General features: G+C 37.4%; 18 protein-coding genes and 1 tRNA gene. 11 read left to right on the top strand and 8 right to left on the bottom strand.

Going from position 1 to position 14,847, the window contains the following annotated elements; translation table 11 throughout:
• Positions 1–395: 395 nt before the first annotated feature.
• From hisIE to ACFO6W_RS06110, 7 genes are all read left to right on the top strand, one after another.
• Complete coding sequence (gene hisIE / locus ACFO6W_RS06080; protein WP_379994548.1) at positions 396–1,004, top strand: bifunctional phosphoribosyl-AMP cyclohydrolase/phosphoribosyl-ATP diphosphatase HisIE; 609 nt, start codon at positions 396–398, stop codon at positions 1,002–1,004.
• Positions 1,005–1,097: 93 nt separating this feature from the next.
• Positions 1,098–1,811: a cell division ATP-binding protein FtsE gene (locus ACFO6W_RS06085; RefSeq protein ID WP_379994493.1), complete on the top strand. Its 714-nt coding sequence runs from the start codon at positions 1,098–1,100 to the stop codon at positions 1,809–1,811.
• 23 nt (positions 1,812–1,834) lie between these two features.
• Positions 1,835–2,365: a GNAT family N-acetyltransferase gene (locus ACFO6W_RS06090; protein ID WP_379994494.1), complete on the top strand. Its 531-nt coding sequence runs from the start codon at positions 1,835–1,837 to the stop codon at positions 2,363–2,365.
• Positions 2,366–2,474: 109 nt separating this feature from the next.
• Positions 2,475–2,547, top strand: a tRNA-Gly gene (locus ACFO6W_RS06095).
• 273 nt (positions 2,548–2,820) lie between these two features.
• Positions 2,821–4,056 carry a site-specific integrase gene (locus tag ACFO6W_RS06100; protein ID WP_379994495.1) on the top strand — a complete coding sequence of 412 codons (1,236 nt, stop codon included), beginning with the start codon at positions 2,821–2,823 and terminating at the stop codon, positions 4,054–4,056.
• Positions 4,057–4,092: 36 nt separating this feature from the next.
• Positions 4,093–4,641, top strand: a complete 549-nt coding sequence (locus ACFO6W_RS06105) for an ORF6N domain-containing protein (RefSeq protein WP_379994496.1) — start codon at positions 4,093–4,095, stop codon at positions 4,639–4,641.
• A gap of 33 nt (positions 4,642–4,674) precedes the next feature.
• On the top strand, positions 4,675–5,073 hold the full coding sequence (locus ACFO6W_RS06110; RefSeq protein ID WP_379994497.1) for a hypothetical protein: 399 nt from the start codon (positions 4,675–4,677) through the stop codon (positions 5,071–5,073).
• Positions 5,074–5,224: 151 nt separating this feature from the next.
• Here ACFO6W_RS06110 and ACFO6W_RS06115 read toward each other — a convergent pair whose 3' ends face one another.
• From ACFO6W_RS06115 to ACFO6W_RS06130, 4 genes are read right to left on the bottom strand one after another with little or no spacing between them, the layout of a single operon-like run.
• Positions 5,225–5,656, bottom strand: a complete 432-nt coding sequence (locus tag ACFO6W_RS06115) for a hypothetical protein (protein WP_379994499.1) — start codon at positions 5,654–5,656, stop codon at positions 5,225–5,227.
• A gap of 39 nt (positions 5,657–5,695) precedes the next feature.
• A complete protein-coding gene (locus ACFO6W_RS06120) occupies positions 5,696–6,634 on the bottom strand; it encodes an NAD(P)-dependent alcohol dehydrogenase (protein WP_379994500.1) in 939 nt (312 codons plus the stop codon).
• Entirely contained in the window at positions 6,631–7,107 is a 477-nt protein-coding gene (locus ACFO6W_RS06125; RefSeq protein WP_379994502.1) for a hypothetical protein, read from the bottom strand. The genes ACFO6W_RS06120 and ACFO6W_RS06125 overlap by 4 nt, the downstream gene beginning before the upstream one ends.
• 56 nt (positions 7,108–7,163) lie before the next feature.
• Positions 7,164–7,778, bottom strand: coding sequence for a TetR/AcrR family transcriptional regulator (locus ACFO6W_RS06130; RefSeq protein ID WP_379994503.1), 615 nt, complete (start codon positions 7,776–7,778; stop codon positions 7,164–7,166).
• A 667-nt stretch (positions 7,779–8,445) separates the two neighbouring features.
• Between ACFO6W_RS06130 and ACFO6W_RS06135 the strand changes: the two genes are divergently transcribed.
• The 3 genes from ACFO6W_RS06135 to ACFO6W_RS06145 are packed head-to-tail and all read left to right on the top strand — an operon-like array spanning position 8,446 to position 10,339.
• Positions 8,446–8,709: a hypothetical protein gene (locus ACFO6W_RS06135; RefSeq protein ID WP_379994504.1), complete on the top strand. Its 264-nt coding sequence runs from the start codon at positions 8,446–8,448 to the stop codon at positions 8,707–8,709.
• A gap of 11 nt (positions 8,710–8,720) precedes the next feature.
• Positions 8,721–9,236: a hypothetical protein gene (locus ACFO6W_RS06140; RefSeq protein WP_379994505.1), complete on the top strand. Its 516-nt coding sequence runs from the start codon at positions 8,721–8,723 to the stop codon at positions 9,234–9,236.
• A 32-nt stretch (positions 9,237–9,268) separates the two neighbouring features.
• Positions 9,269–10,339 (top strand): hypothetical protein, encoded by a 1,071-nt coding sequence (locus tag ACFO6W_RS06145; RefSeq protein WP_379994506.1) that lies wholly within the window; start codon positions 9,269–9,271, stop codon positions 10,337–10,339.
• A 55-nt stretch (positions 10,340–10,394) separates the two neighbouring features.
• Here ACFO6W_RS06145 and ACFO6W_RS06150 read toward each other — a convergent pair whose 3' ends face one another.
• Entirely contained in the window at positions 10,395–11,111 is a 717-nt protein-coding gene (locus ACFO6W_RS06150) for a hypothetical protein (protein WP_379994507.1), read from the bottom strand.
• Positions 11,112–11,304: 193 nt separating this feature from the next.
• Here ACFO6W_RS06150 and mobC point away from each other — a divergent pair, with 193 nt between their 5' ends.
• Positions 11,305–13,314: a conjugal transfer protein MobC gene (gene mobC, locus ACFO6W_RS06155; RefSeq protein WP_379994508.1), complete on the top strand. Its 2,010-nt coding sequence runs from the start codon at positions 11,305–11,307 to the stop codon at positions 13,312–13,314.
• 61 nt (positions 13,315–13,375) lie between these two features.
• Here mobC and ACFO6W_RS06160 read toward each other — a convergent pair whose 3' ends face one another.
• From ACFO6W_RS06160 to ACFO6W_RS06170, 3 genes are all read right to left on the bottom strand, one after another.
• Positions 13,376–13,801: an RteC domain-containing protein gene (locus ACFO6W_RS06160; RefSeq protein WP_379994509.1), complete on the bottom strand. Its 426-nt coding sequence runs from the start codon at positions 13,799–13,801 to the stop codon at positions 13,376–13,378.
• Positions 13,752–13,991 (bottom strand): hypothetical protein, encoded by a 240-nt coding sequence (locus ACFO6W_RS06165; protein WP_379994510.1) that lies wholly within the window; start codon positions 13,989–13,991, stop codon positions 13,752–13,754. The genes ACFO6W_RS06160 and ACFO6W_RS06165 overlap by 50 nt, the downstream gene beginning before the upstream one ends.
• 286 nt (positions 13,992–14,277) lie before the next feature.
• Positions 14,278–14,808: a ParB N-terminal domain-containing protein gene (locus tag ACFO6W_RS06170; protein ID WP_459952548.1), complete on the bottom strand. Its 531-nt coding sequence runs from the start codon at positions 14,806–14,808 to the stop codon at positions 14,278–14,280.
• Positions 14,809–14,847 lie beyond the last annotated feature (39 nt).

Genomic DNA, 14,847 nt, shown 5'->3' on the forward strand with positions numbered 1-14,847 from the left:
AAGCATGACAGGGTATAATAGTTCTCAAAAGCGAACGGTTAATAGCTATCAGCTAATAGCTAAAAACTGTTACTTCTGTTACCTTTTAACAATATATAGTTAATAAATATAAAAATAATAAGACAAAAACAGTAAAAAAAGTGTCAGATATGTCAGGTTTTAACTAAACGTAGTTAATAAACGTAAACAAGGTGATAAGTGATGAGTTAGACTTTGCATCTTTGCGAGAGAAACTTTTTAAGGAAGAGATGCTTCGTTCCGCTCAACATGGCAGAATATGAAGGTTCTCAAAAAGCTAACGGCTAAAAGCTATCAGCTAATAGCTAAAAAACTGTTACTTTTGTTACTTTTTAACTATGTATTGTCAATAAATGTGAAAATTAAACACGACTAAAATTAAAAATATGAATCTCGATTTTGACAAAGTAGGCGGACTGATACCAGCCATTATACAAGATAATGAGACAAATAAAGTGTTGATGCTTGGTTATATGAATGCTGAGGCTTTGCAGAAAACACAGGAAACGGGAAAGGTGACATTCTTTAGCCGTACAAAGCAGCGGCTTTGGACAAAAGGCGAAGAAAGCGGGAACTTTCTGAACGTAATCAGTATAAAAGAAGATTGCGATAAGGATACGCTCCTGATTAAAGTGAATCCGGTTGGCCCGGTTTGCCATACAGGAGCAGATACTTGCTTCGAAGAAGAGAATAAGGAAGATATCCTGTTTTTTAAATATCTTCAGCATTTTATTGAAAAACGTTACAAAGAGATGCCGGAAGGCTCTTATACGACATCACTTTTCGAGTCAGGAATAAACCGTATGGCTCAGAAAGTGGGCGAAGAGGCTCTGGAATCGGTAATAGAGGCATGTAATGGTACCGACGACCGTTTGATATATGAATCAGCAGATATGCTTTATCACCTGATTGTATTGTTAACATCAAAAGGTTTAAGTCTCGAAGACCTTGCAAGGGAGCTTCAAAAACGTCATAAGAAAAACTAAAAACTAAAGGTGAAAAGTGAAAAATGTTTATCAATCTTCATTTTTAATTTTTCACTTTTCGTTCTTCACTTTTCACTTTGTACTGACATAGTTATGGATAAGGATGTAATTATAAAATATGAAGGAGTTGATTTGGACAGGGATGGCAATAACATCCTCAGTGATATCAACATTTCTATAAATGAAGGTGAATTTATATACCTCATTGGGAAGGTCGGTTCGGGAAAAAGCACATTCCTGAAAAGTCTTTATCATGAAATACCTATCGAAAAAGGTCATGGCCGTATCTTCGATTATGAACTTGAAAGTATAAAGAAGAAGCAAATCCCTTTTTTAAGACGGAAAGTGGGAATTGTATTTCAGGATTTCCAATTGCTTATCGACCGTACAGCTGCCAAGAACCTTGAATTTGTTCTTCGCGCTACCGGATGGAAGAATAAAGATCTGATAGATATACGGATCGGGGAAGTTCTTACGCAGGTAGGCATGCAGAATAAAGGTTATAAGATGCCTCATGAATTATCGGGAGGAGAACAGCAACGTATCGTTATAGCGCGTGCCCTCCTTAATTCACCTGAAATTATACTTGCTGACGAGCCGACGGGGAATCTCGATCCCGAAACGGGAAACCAGATCGTACAACTTCTGCATACAATATCGCAAGGTGATACTGCTGTTATAATGTCGACACATAATTATGCTGTTGTGCAAAAATATCCTGGAAGAATCATCAAGTGCGAAGATGGATATTTGAAAGATGTGAAAATGGGGAACCAGATACAGTCACATAATAACCATGATAACTGAGTAATAATATAATAGAGGGAATTATGGAAATAAGAGAATTAGATCTGACAAGAGGTAACGAAGTTTCATTTATTGAAAACCTGTATATAGAATCCTTTCCACTAAGTGAACGCCGCCCGGTGGAAACAATGCTGGACCTATATAAAGGAGATTCGCCTTTTGTTATTGCCGTAACCCTCGAAGACAATAATATAGTGGGATTCCTCACTTACTGGGATCTAGATGAATTTATATTTGCCGAGCATTTTGCTATTTCGCCCGAGTTCCGCAATGGAGGATATGGGCGTGAAGTGATGGATTTATTTATAAAAGATATCGCCAAACCCATTATTCTTGAGGTGGAATTGCCCACCACTATACTGTCGGAGCGCCGTATCGGATTTTATCAGCGTATCGGATTCAGGTTGTGGGAAAATGTACAATATCAGCAGCCGGCATATCATAAAGATGGTATTGCCATTCCTATGAAGTTGATGACATACGGAAGTTTGGATGTAGAGAAGAATTTAATCGATATCAGAAGCAAGCTGTACAGCGTGGTGTATAATTGCTAAATAAGAGCAGATAGCAGGCCTATAGTGTAAAAAACCTTCTTTTCAATTGAAAATAATAAGCAAAAATTTTGAAAAATTAAAAATAGCCTATATATTTGCACTCTCAATTGCGAAAGTAGCTCAGTTGGTAGAGCACGACCTTGCCAAGGTCGGGGTCGCGGGTTCGAATCCCGTCTTTCGCTCAACCTCTGAAAGACATCAGAGAGAAAAATGAGGATAATAGCTTCCAAATCAACAGATTGGAAGCTATTTTTTTTGAATATCCATTCCAGTTAACAGACTAAGAAAAGCCACTAACAGACACCGAATCGGTACTCGCTGGGTACCTATTCGAATTCACCTAAAATTGGTACCGATTCGCCTACTTAAGTCATTGATTTGTCGCATAATGTCCGTCAATCTGTCCTTCTTTCAGGACAAATTGAAACTATTTTTGCAATTTTAAATTAATGAGTATGAAACGAAGCACTTTTAGAATCCTCTTTTATATAAAAAGAGGTAACCCAAAGAAAAATGGGAATGTTGTTATCATGGGACGTATCACTATCGATGGAGAGCGTTCTCAGTTCAGCACCAAGTTAGAAATCAATCCTACTGTCTGGGATAACAAATCCGGCAAAGTAAAAGGCAATAACGCAAAAGCTGTAAGCATAAATAATGCGTTAGACAATTTTCGGGGTAAAGCTACCATGCATTACAACAAACAGATGGATGTAAATGGGTATGCCCACCCCGAAAAGATTAAAAATGCCTTGTTCGGTTTGGAAGAAAAGAGTAAAACGATCATGTATTACTTCAACAAATTCAATGAACAGTACAAGTCAAAAGTAGGAGCAGTTGTAACACGAACCACTTATTTGAGATATGAACTGGCTCAAAAAAGGTTGGGTGAATTTATGGAAGAAACACGCAAGGTAAAAGATATGCCTTACCGTGAAATTACTACGGTTTTCCTTCAGGACTTTTATTTATTCCTGCGGAATAAATATAAATCAGGAAATAATAATGCAATGAAGACTATTCAACATGTCAGAGCAGTATTTTTTTATATCAAAAACACAGGGGAGCATTTTGCAGATCCATTCGCCAATTTTAAAATCAGTTTTGAAAAAATCGAACGCTCCTACCTGACTAAAGAAGAACTGGAAATATTATACAATAAAAAATTCGGCTCGGAACGACTTGAAAGAGTCCGGGATGTTTTTCTTTTTTGCTGCTACAGCGGTTTATCTTATTCTGATCTGTATAATCTGACAAAAGAAGAAATAAAGACAGGTATTGACGGTAACTTATGGATTATGGATACAAGGAATAAAACCGGAGTGCCCTATAAAGTACGCCTGTTGGATATACCTGTAGCTATCCTGAAAAAGTATGAGTATTTGCAGGAAGATGGCAAGTTGCTGCCTGTAATCAGCAATCAAAAGATGAACGAATATTTATTGGAAATTGCTAATCTTTGCGGTATAAATAAAAAAATCACCTGCCACGTAGCCCGACACTCGTTCGCAACCCTCTGTCTAACAGAAGGAATGTCTATTGAAAGCGTTTCAAAATTATTGGGCCATACAAAAATAAAAACGACACAAATCTATGCCCGAATAATTGATAGAAAACTAAGTGATGATATGGATCAACTGGCAAAGAGGCTTAAAGGTCCGGACCCAGATTGTTCTACCCTAGCTGTTTAAGCGAATCAATACAAATTCAATTTAAGAATAAAAGCTATGGACTTAGAAAATATAAAAGATAAAATTGTCATTGTCAGAGGACAACAAACCATTTTAGATAGTGATGTCGCAATGTTGTATGGCGTTGAAACAAAGCGTGTCAATGAAGCTGTAAAGAATAATCCGGATAAATTCCCTGAAGGATATATTATTTACCTGTCAAATGATGAAGCAGATTCTTTAAGGTCGAAATTTTCGACCTTAAAGAATCCGGGACGTGGAGGGCATTCTAAATATTCTCCGAAAGCATTTACAGAAAAGGCTCTATATATGATTGCCACAATCCTGAAATCGCCAAAGGCAACCGAAACAACAATATCTATCATTGAAACTTTTGCTAAAGTAAGAGAACTTTCAAGAAATATCTCTGAATTACATCAGCAGGAAGACAACAATACCCGTCAATCCATGTTGCAGAAAAGCGGAGAGATCATTGCTGATATAATTTCCAGCGACTTTGAAACAACGGACACGGAGACGACCGTAGAACTTAATCTTGCGATACTCTCTGTAAAACACACCATAAAACGAAAGCCGAAGAAATGAAAAATTGAGTAACTAAAATAAAAACAATATAGTATGAAACGAAGCATCATCACAATAGTCGAAAATTTGGCATCAACACCTACAGTCAGGATTATTTCTGATGCAGGCTCAGAGATATGGATGTCTAAACCTGAAATAGCCCGACTACTTATGGTTTATCAAAATACCATAAGCAATAATTTACGGGCAATTTTCAAGGCTGGTATTTTGAATGAAAAAGATGTTATCAGAGAGTACAGATACAAAAGGCAAAATACTGAATGCATTGCGGTTTATTATAATTTTGAAGTTATTATTGCATTATGTTACCGCATTTGTTCGTTTGGAGCACAGGTGATTCGGCAATACGTTAAAAGTAGGTTAAATGTTGAGGACGATAATAAAACAGCGTTTAATCAACTTCATAAATTATCCCTTTTCTCTTTAAATTAAAAGGTATGAAATCTAGCGATTCTGTTATTATGCCCGTTACTCCCAAAAGAGTAACGGGCATATTTATTTGTAATTTATTATTCTGGGAATAGCCTCTTTTTCATAATTGGTTGCAGAAATTTCTTGTTTTCATTGAGGTATAAGCTAAAAGTCACTTTTCTTCTTGATCTATTGCTATTAAAATAGCTTCCATATTTTCGTCTCCCTTCTTTTTATATTCCTCAAAGAACTGCTGCATTCTTTTGACTACCGGAATATGAATAAAGTTATCAAAGTATTTTTCCTTAAGACTAATGATGACCTTCTTGTTTATAAAATCGATATAGTCACATTCAAAAAAGAAAGGCAGATAGCTCTTATCAATCTCATTGACTTTTGAATCCACCGTGTATTTTAAGATAATACGCCCATCTTCACGTCTGGGAGGCATAAACAAATTTAGTTCCGGGAAAAAGCATACCTCAAATTCATAAAATATTTCAACATCTGTACAATCATCGAGAAAGCTGTAGTGTCCATTCCATCTGCTACGTAAATCAGAAGCAATAAGAGGCATTTGTATTTTCTTGTTAATTCTTTCCATAAGGCTTTATATTAGATTATTATAGGCTTATTACATTAATCACCAATCTATTTTCATAATTATTTTCCCAACAGTGCGGGATTGCTCCATCTCTTTGTGAGCTTCGATAACATCATTGATCGGATAAACTTTAGCAATATGGGTTTTGAGCTTTCCCGTTTCTGCCATCTGTACAATCTCTTGCAATACCTTTCGGTCAGGATGCACCGATACGAATTTTACCTGTTTGTGTATCAATAGGTCTTTTATAAGGCTCAAAGACATGTTCGTATCTATATAGATGCCATTGGGAGCCAATATTGGCTTTATCGCATGAAATGAAGAATTAGATACCACATCGAATATGATATTATACTGTTCCGCTTTTTCGGTAAATTTTTCGTTTTGGTAATTTACCGTATTGTCAGCACCCAATTCTCTACAGAAAGCCTCATTTTTCCCACTCGTTACAGCCGTAACTTCCGCTCCGTAGTATTTAGCTATCTGTACGGCATAATGACCGACTCCGCTACTTCCCCCATTAATCAAGACTTTATCCCCCTGTTTTATTTTACCGAGACTTACCAATGCCATCCAAGCGGTAGAGGCTGCCATTGGCAAGCCGGCGAAGATCGTTTCATCAGCAGAAGGATCTATCTTAATTGCATATCCAGCATTTATTATTACATACTGGCTGAATGCCCCTCCTTTAAGGGTTCCCAGCAATGAAAGAATCTTGTCTCCAATCTCCAGGTCATTAACATCATCCGATTTGTCCACTATACTTCCGACAATATCGAATCCCGGTTGAGAGCGAGGAGAAAACCATCCTGAGAATATACGGAACAAGCCTTTCCTGTTTTTCCAATCAATCGCATTCAGGGACGAATATTGTACTTTTACCAATACTTGTCGTTTGCTTGTTAACCGGGGTTTGTCACAATCTATAATTTTGAGAACAGAAGTATCCCCATATTGATTTTGTGTTACCTTTTTCATATCTGTATTATATTTTGTTGTTTGGCTGTGTTCTTGTTTATTTTCCATAGAAAGTAAATAAATCCCAACGATATACACAAATCTATAATGCCTATTATTACGAAAAGGAAAAGTAAATCAGCCGTTATGTGGTAATAGATGGTAAATATGGTAAATAATGTCCGTCCTATAGCATTCATAATAATAATCCCCTTATTGCGAAGTGGATCTTTCGATACGTAAAGGATGATAGCTCCTATCAGAACCAGATCAATGCCCGCCGTATTGATGAATAGTGCATGGAACGGATCGGTAGGAATTGTGATTAGTGCATTTTCAAATCCACATAAGGAGTTCAGCGTATTCCAAAATTGAAGGTAATGTTCGAAGAGAACCGGAAATATAAATAAACCCGCAGCGATGATATTAAATGAACCGCTAAATCTCAATAATGCTTTAAACTGATTTAAAGTCCTGAATTGTTCTTTCTCCATAATTTTGATATTTATAAATATAATTTAGTCAAATGACTAAATAGGATTAAATAAAATTATAACTTGATATTGTTTACTATAGTTTCTGTAATATGCTTCACACGTTCTTTCAGCATCCGGTTGTAAGAACGCTTATCTGAATAAATAGAATGAAGCAGGCAATTTCTTGCAATAAACGGATATAATGACAGGGATTGTATGTCGGTACATATATCGCTTGGGTTAATCTTCTTAATAAGTCCGTTGGCTATCGCTGTTTCGAGTTCAAGATAGAATAGCTCGAAATTGCTATTTAAAGTCGATTTATCCTTATGACTGTTTATGATTGACAGCATCAGGTCTGTATTTACGGACAATTCATGCATGACGAATGAAGGTAACTGCGGATATTTCATACCCATAGAAACATAACCTTCAACCATCATTTCTATTTTCTCAAATAGGCTTTTATCAGAAATAAGTGCTTTGTTAAGTTTGCCGAACAATAATGAAAGGGCTTCCTGAAAAACGATCTCAAAGATTTTGTCTTTTGTTCTGAAATAATAATGCAGCAAAGCTAAGTTTACCCCTGCTTTGCCCGCAATATCCCGCACAGTCGTACCCGAAAATCCTTTTTCATAAAAGAGTTCACGGGCAGCGTCTATCAGTTTCTGTTCTACTTCTTTATTCATGCTGAAAATTTTAGTCAACCGACTAAACCTATGCAAAGATAGAAAGACTATTTGAAATCGTAAAATATCAGTCTTCTAATTTTAAAATACAGTTTTTTACATTTTTATTATCCTGAAAAAGTAGATAAGGAGCTTGTTATTCGTATTTATATGAATGTATCCTGCGAAAATATTCTCCGCTTGCTATGCTTTCTCACAGCAGAAAGATATACTATTACTATATCTTCCGGCTGCATCCGCATAATCAATCACTACAAATACATTCTCGGATAAGAGAGCAAGAGTACATCCGGTAGGTGTACACTTGCCTATAGCCTGTTAATAAGGGTTGCTAATGCTTTTCGTATTTTTAATGATGCCGTGAAACTGAGCTACTTGTTTCACGGCCATTTTTTCCGCCCTTCTCTAATAACCATCTCCTCATTAGGCTAGGAACAGGCCAGTTGAGATTTCTATTTTTCATAGGCAAAGGTATTCCATATTCCCGGTACAACTAAAATTCTGAAGCCCTGAAGGGTTTTGTGAAAAATCTTCCTCTTCCTTCCCTCCGGGCGAGCGTATTTATTCCCAAAAAATTTTGTCATACCGCCAATCTGACCTTTTGCCGCCTATAAAACAATAGAAACCTCACTGGCTCCGTCCCGGCATAAAAAAAAAGTCGATGATTATGAGAAGAACAGAAAAAAATAAAGAAAACAATATTTCCTACTTTCCATCTAGCATAAAATTGGTGTTGGTGGTAGCGTTGGTAGGTGTCCTTGTGTGGGCTTTAGCTTCCGTTACAGTGTCTTTCGGGTGGGTGGTGGCTCTGTTTGCCTTTTATCTCCTATTCCGTCTGATATGGCATATAATAAAGCTGATTATCAAACTGATATTCTCTATCCTTTTTCTACTTCTTCTGATTTCATTGATCGCATTATTTATCCTTTAAAACCAACAGATATGTATTACACAGAACCATACAGGAAAATAGAATTTACTGCCAAATACCAACAGCAGGAGAAAGTATATCAACTATTTGTGACAGCACTAAAAGCCATTAAACCCATAATTGCCCAATATGACGGTAAAGTGGTAAATGTCAGGTTGGTAAAATCAGCAAAAGAAGTTATCAAAGGTGTGTATATCAGCTTGTCGGGTAACACGATCAGTATTAGTGTAGATAGCCTGACAAGGATGTACAAAAGTGGGAATACTCCGGGCAACGGTAATATAGATAAGTCCAACTGTGACTTTACCATCTCAACAGATGAAAACAAACGGTTGGATAGTGTCAAGACCATTGAAACCATTAACGAAGAAATAAACTACCTGATAAGCGAAATCACAGCTATTCTAAACGATATATCATTCAACTATGATAAGGAAGTCGAAGAATACAAGAAGCTAAAGCAAGCGATAAAAGACTATGAGCAAAGGTTTTCCAACAGACTAAAGAGATATATCAGAATAGATTAATTACCCCTTAAAAACTTAAAAAGCAAATTATCATGACAAAATTATATTCATTATTCGGTGGTACAACAACCGATACAAACATAAAAGCAGTAGAAGTAAACCAAGTCGTTCAGATGCAAGGCTACAGTTATGACCGCTATGTAATCCACAAGATTATCCACAACGATTACGGCTACCAATATCATTTGATAAACCTCCGCACCCTTGATATGCAACAGTCAAGAATCATCAAACCATTGAGCCAAAAGTTTGGTATCGGGATGTATTACGATGAAAACAATATCGAATTTATGCCCGAAGCAGAAGTAGCAGAACTTTATGCCAAAGCAGACGCAAAAAGAGAAGCGAAGAGGGATGCTCAGAAGAAAGAGGAGGAACGCAGGGAAGCAGTAAGGGTAATCGGTCGCAAATGGCTACAGGAGAATCTGCCCGATGATGCACAGGCACTCATTGTTGCCCGATTGAAGCAGGACGAAAGCGACAGCCAAAGCGATTACTATGCAAGCAGTACACAATGCACCGTCATTCTAGGCTTTTCCAAGCATAAAAGAGACAGCAATAAAGTCGGCAAGCCTTTGAAGTCATCTGTTTTCGGTAAAACAGTTGGCTTTGATGGTTTGGAAAAGCGTATGACAGAATCTTCTCTGAAGATAAAAGAGGGAAAGGTTCGGGATCAGACACGTAAAATAGTATCCGGTGCATTGACTACATCACAAGATGAATGGGAATTCAGACGAAAACTCCAATCCTCAAATATTGATCTGGTATTGAGGCGTAATGATGAAGGAAGAATATACGGTGCTACCTTTATCAATCATAACAACCGATGCGTACTCAATGGATCACGGCTCGGTAAGGAGTTTTCTGCCAATGTGTTGAATGAAAAATTCAGTAGCAATGAGTATATAGATAATACACAACCACAAACTATCCAACCGGCAGATGTGTCAACGATAAACAGTCCGGTCAATTTGGAGAGTATAGGAAGCCTGGTCGATTCGGTGTTGGATATTCCTGTATTTGACAACTCGGCTAACCCGGATGCCAATAATCGACAGTTGAAGAAGAGGAAGAAAAAAAGACGTTACGGCAGACAGATGTAAAGACTTGGAAGCCTATAATTTTCGCATGAAAATATTTGTTTACGATAGGTTCTACTCACCGGAACCTATCTTCTTCATACCATTTCCCTTCTTTGTTCTGATATAAGCTCCCGACAGCATAACCGCTATACTCTTTTCTATAAAAAGAATATCTTCCATCTCCATCATCAAATCCATAAAGGTCAACTTCGCTCATTCTGGCGATAATGGGAAAACCATAGCCGTTATTTTCATGACAGTGGCATTTCATTTGAGGGCGTTCGTTATTAAATGTACCAAATACAGTGCGAGCCAGAAAATCTTCATCCTGCACGGACCCGCAATGTTGGCATTTATTACTCCAATATTTAATCGGTCTTTTCGGGGACAGCAAATAATCCCATTGAGGAAATACTTTCTGGATAAGCCGGGCTGTGGGAAACGGTATAAAGCGGATATGATCGAAAGAATATAAGCCGTCGCCTTCATCCCAACGTTCTCCCTTTTTATTCTGTTCCTTCTTTATATGGAGGGATTGGGAAGCTAGAGATATTACAGAAGTTCTGTTACGGCATTGGTTGCATATTACCGGAGCTTCATGGATATAAAACCCTTCGCTAATAATGGCAACGGTATTTTCAGGGAGCCAATGATCAAAAGTTTCGGGAGTGTCATCGTCTGTAAAATAGAAACATTTGAAATCAGGGTCGAATTTTCCACCTTCTGAAAAGAACAACTTTTCTTTTCCTTTGGGGACACTTACAATTGTTCCTTTATATCCGGCTGTATACATGATAGGTTCTGTTAATGTAACTTTTGTAAAGATATAATTAAAATAAAGTAGTTGATTGCTTTTACTTTAACTTTTCAGTTTTTGTGCCACTAACTGCCATACTAACGCCACTTACTACAAGCGAGCTATAAGTAACTGCATAATAGCATGTTAATCCCTCATTTTTGCATTTTACCAATTAAAAGTACATAGTATGCAACAAGAAGATGATTTAAGAGGACTCGCAAAAGTCATGGACTTTATGCGGGCCATTAGTATTTTATTTGTCGTTATCCATATTTATTGGTTCTGTTATGAGTCAATAGTCGAATGGAAAATCAACATTGATGTAGTAGATAGAATTCTACTGAACTTTAACCGAACAACTGGATTATTTAAAGCATTATTGTTCACAAAGCTTTTCTCTGTTTTATTCCTTGCTCTTTCCTGTCTGGGAACCAAAGGAGTAAAAGAAGAAAAGATTACATGGAATAAGATTTATGTGCTGCTTGTGATCGGCTTCCTGTTATTTTTTGTGAACTGGTGGCTATTGGAACTACCTTTTCCATCCACTTCCGGTAGCCTTATTTATATTTTTACGCTTGCCTGTGGCTATTTGTGTTTACTGGTAGCAGGTACGTGGATGTCACGTCTTTTGAAAAACACGCTTATGGATGACGTTTTCAATTTAGAAAACGAATCATTTATGCAGGAAACCCGCTTGATGGAGAATGAGTATTCAGTTAATTTACCGACGAAATTCTGGTATAAAAAGAAAATATGGCGCGGATGGATAAATGTAGTTAATCCTTTCAGGGCGAGTATTGTGTTAGGTACTCCCGGTTCCGGTAAATCATACGCGATCGTTAATTCGTATATAAAACAGCAGATTGAAAAGGGATTTTCAATGTATTGTTATGACTTCAAGTTCCCGGATCTTTCCACTATTGCATATAACCATCTATTGAATAATCAGAAAGGATACAAGAAAGTGCCTAAATTCTATGTGATAAACTTTGATGACCCGTCCCGTTCACACAGATGCAATCCCATCAATCCCTCTTTTATGAATGATATTTCAGATGCCTACGAAAGTGCCTATACTATAATGCTTAACTTAAATAAAACGTGGGTCCAGAAGCAGGGAGATTTCTTTGTAGAGTCACCAATAATTTTATTTGCGGCTATTATTTGGTATCTACGAATTTATGAGGATGGAAAATATTGCACGTTTCCCCATGCAATAGAATTTTTGAACAAGCGATATGAAGATATTTTCCCGATACTGACATCTAAGCCCGATTTAGAAAATTACCTGAGCCCTTTCATGGATGCATGGCTTGGCGGTGCGATGGAACAGTTGCAGGGGCAGATCGCATCAGCTAAGATTCCACTCTCCAGAATGATCTCCCCCCAACTCTATTGGGTGATGTCGGGTGATGAGTTTACCCTCGATATTAATAATCCGGATGAACCCAAAATATTGGTGGTAGGCAATAATCCTGACAGGCAGAATATATATGGTGCGGCACTCGGTTTATATAACAGCCGTATTGTGAAACTCGTGAATAAAAAGGGGCAGCTAAAAAGTAGTATTGTAATTGATGAGTTGCCGACTATTTATTTTAAAGGCTTGGATAATTTAATTGCCACGGCTCGCAGTAATAAAGTAGCCGTTCTTCTAGGCTTTCAGGATTTCTCGCAGCTAAAGCGTGATTATGGTGATAGGGAAGCCGCTGTAGTCATGAATACGATTGGTAATGTTTTCAGTGGGCAGGTAGTTGGCGAAACCGCTAAAACATTGTCGGATCGCTTTGGTAAAGTATTACAAAAACGATCTTCGATGACAATTAACCGACAGGACAAATCAACTTCAATCAGTACACAAATGGATAGTCTGATACCAGCCTCAAAAATTAGTAACTTGACTCAGGGAATGTTTGTTGGAGCAGTCGCAGATAATTTTGATGAACGGATAGAGCAGAAAATATTCCATGCTGAAATTGTCGTCGATAATGAAAAAGTAACAGCAGAAACGAAAAACTATAAGAAGATTCCTGTTATTACCAGCTTTGTAGATGAGAATGGCGTGGATCGTATGAAGGAGCAAATACAAGAGAATTACAATCGCATTAAAGCCGAAACGAAACAAATCGTAGAAGACGAGCTAATTCGTATCAAAGCTGATCCGGAATTAAGTAAATTACTGCCGAAGGATGAATAGTAGATAAATAAATACTCAGGGTGATCAAACGATCACCCTGCTGTTAAGATGTAATAGCTAGTTACTTTAGATTGTTTTTCTCATCATCACGATCCATTCTTGCCTCTAATGCTTTTATTAATTTCTGTAGAAAGGCTGTCCGGCTACCGCTTTTTGTACGCATTTTATAGTAAAAATCGGAACATCGTTCGATTTTTATGTTGAATGTTTCTCCTAAGAATTCGACAAAAGCTATAACCTCGGCATCTCCATTATTAACACATTCTGCTTCTAGTATGGCATATGCAAGTTCAACAAGATTCGATATATCTGCTGTCCATCGATATTTTGAGTGTTTCTTCGAATTCTTCTTTTGTGGAATCGATCCATTTTCAGTTCTAGCCCAATTAATTACACAGTCCAGCATTTGGATAGCTTTGGCTATATAATCAAATATCTCATTTTTTCCCCGATTCGCATTCAGTTGCTTTTTTCTGTATGGATACAAATTCTATACGGGTATAATTTAATACAAAGCAAATAGACATATTGTCTCCCGATGATTTACAAAAAGCAAATAATGTTTTTATAAAATCTTCGTATACATCTTTTATTTGATTGGATTTAGAAATTTTATTTCCTTCCATATTCTCTTGAATATAAGAGAAGAATCCTGTATCTAATAATGTTTTCATCATATTGAATAAATTTAAATTGTCAATAATAGCCTATTTGTTTTTACCAGTATTTACTAAATAATGATATCATTTAGCAGATGCTTTTTTATCTCTTTTATTCCATGCCAATCCGGATAATGGACATTTGCATGGAGGACCGCCTTTATATGACATTCAACCGGGCTATCAGCTTCTATTGTGATTTCTATGGGATTATCCGTTATAAAAATCAACTTGTATGTTATTTTTACCTGAGAGGCTTTGCTCATCTGTTCCCTTGATCTATCTGTCAATGATATATTTACATTTATCCTTCCTTTCCGAATGAAAAGTCTTTATCGGCAAATAAGGCAGCAAGTCCCGTAAGCTGTTTCAGCCGGAGAATCTCGTCCATATCCATACCTACGTGTTTGGATATCCATGCCGGAGACCGCCCCATCGATACCAGTTCCCTGACAATGCCTGCCATCAGGTCGATGTCATGGGAGCCCCTTGCCCGGTTATGGCGGACGGTTGAAGCCATCCGGTCGTCCAGCTTGCGTTGTGATTCCCGGATAAAAGTTACCGGCAGGCGTCCGTAAGTATTTTGGGAGATTTTTTTCGAACATTTTTCCGCCTGCCTGCGGTGGAACCCGTCCACGATCCTGAACAGGTTTTCTTCGGGACTGGTAACAACCGGCATTGTATAGCCGTCTTCTTCAATGGAGGTAATCAATAATTTCATTTCGGGAGGGGCTACACTGTTCGGGTTATAATCATTCCCTTCTACATTTTCCGTTTTCTCCCAGGCAACAAAATCCACGGGCTGATGGCTGAGCGGACTAACCTTGTGCAACATCATACGCACATAATTCAGAGTGTCTATCTTATCCTCCGT

It is taken from the genome of Dysgonomonas termitidis (assembly GCF_042654545.1).
Classification (GTDB): domain Bacteria; phylum Bacteroidota; class Bacteroidia; order Bacteroidales; family Dysgonomonadaceae; genus Dysgonomonas; species Dysgonomonas termitidis.

What these genes read in the sequence shown, in the direction of transcription:
- ACFO6W_RS06170 (WP_459952548.1), bottom strand. Translation starts at nt 14,808, where the DNA reads ATGTTGCACAAGGTTAGTCCGCTCAGCCATCAGCCCGTGGATTTTGTT.
- ACFO6W_RS06140 (WP_379994505.1), top strand. Translation starts at nt 8,721, where the DNA reads ATGTATTACACAGAACCATACAGGAAAATAGAATTTACTGCCAAATAC.
- ACFO6W_RS06120 (WP_379994500.1), bottom strand. Translation starts at nt 6,634, where the DNA reads ATGAAAAAGGTAACACAAAATCAATATGGGGATACTTCTGTTCTCAAA.
- ACFO6W_RS06090 (WP_379994494.1), top strand. Translation starts at nt 1,835, where the DNA reads ATGGAAATAAGAGAATTAGATCTGACAAGAGGTAACGAAGTTTCATTT.
- ACFO6W_RS06145 (WP_379994506.1), top strand. Translation starts at nt 9,269, where the DNA reads ATGACAAAATTATATTCATTATTCGGTGGTACAACAACCGATACAAAC.
- ACFO6W_RS06150 (WP_379994507.1), bottom strand. Translation starts at nt 11,111, where the DNA reads ATGTATACAGCCGGATATAAAGGAACAATTGTAAGTGTCCCCAAAGGA.
- ACFO6W_RS06100 (WP_379994495.1), top strand. Translation starts at nt 2,821, where the DNA reads ATGAAACGAAGCACTTTTAGAATCCTCTTTTATATAAAAAGAGGTAAC.
- ACFO6W_RS06165 (WP_379994510.1), bottom strand. Translation starts at nt 13,991, where the DNA reads ATGATGAAAACATTATTAGATACAGGATTCTTCTCTTATATTCAAGAG.
- ACFO6W_RS06125 (WP_379994502.1), bottom strand. Translation starts at nt 7,107, where the DNA reads ATGGAGAAAGAACAATTCAGGACTTTAAATCAGTTTAAAGCATTATTG.
- ACFO6W_RS06135 (WP_379994504.1), top strand. Translation starts at nt 8,446, where the DNA reads ATGAGAAGAACAGAAAAAAATAAAGAAAACAATATTTCCTACTTTCCA.
- ACFO6W_RS06115 (WP_379994499.1), bottom strand. Translation starts at nt 5,656, where the DNA reads ATGGAAAGAATTAACAAGAAAATACAAATGCCTCTTATTGCTTCTGAT.
- ACFO6W_RS06085 (WP_379994493.1), top strand. Translation starts at nt 1,098, where the DNA reads ATGGATAAGGATGTAATTATAAAATATGAAGGAGTTGATTTGGACAGG.
- ACFO6W_RS06105 (WP_379994496.1), top strand. Translation starts at nt 4,093, where the DNA reads ATGGACTTAGAAAATATAAAAGATAAAATTGTCATTGTCAGAGGACAA.
- ACFO6W_RS06130 (WP_379994503.1), bottom strand. Translation starts at nt 7,778, where the DNA reads ATGAATAAAGAAGTAGAACAGAAACTGATAGACGCTGCCCGTGAACTC.
- mobC (WP_379994508.1), top strand. Translation starts at nt 11,305, where the DNA reads ATGCAACAAGAAGATGATTTAAGAGGACTCGCAAAAGTCATGGACTTT.
- ACFO6W_RS06110 (WP_379994497.1), top strand. Translation starts at nt 4,675, where the DNA reads ATGAAACGAAGCATCATCACAATAGTCGAAAATTTGGCATCAACACCT.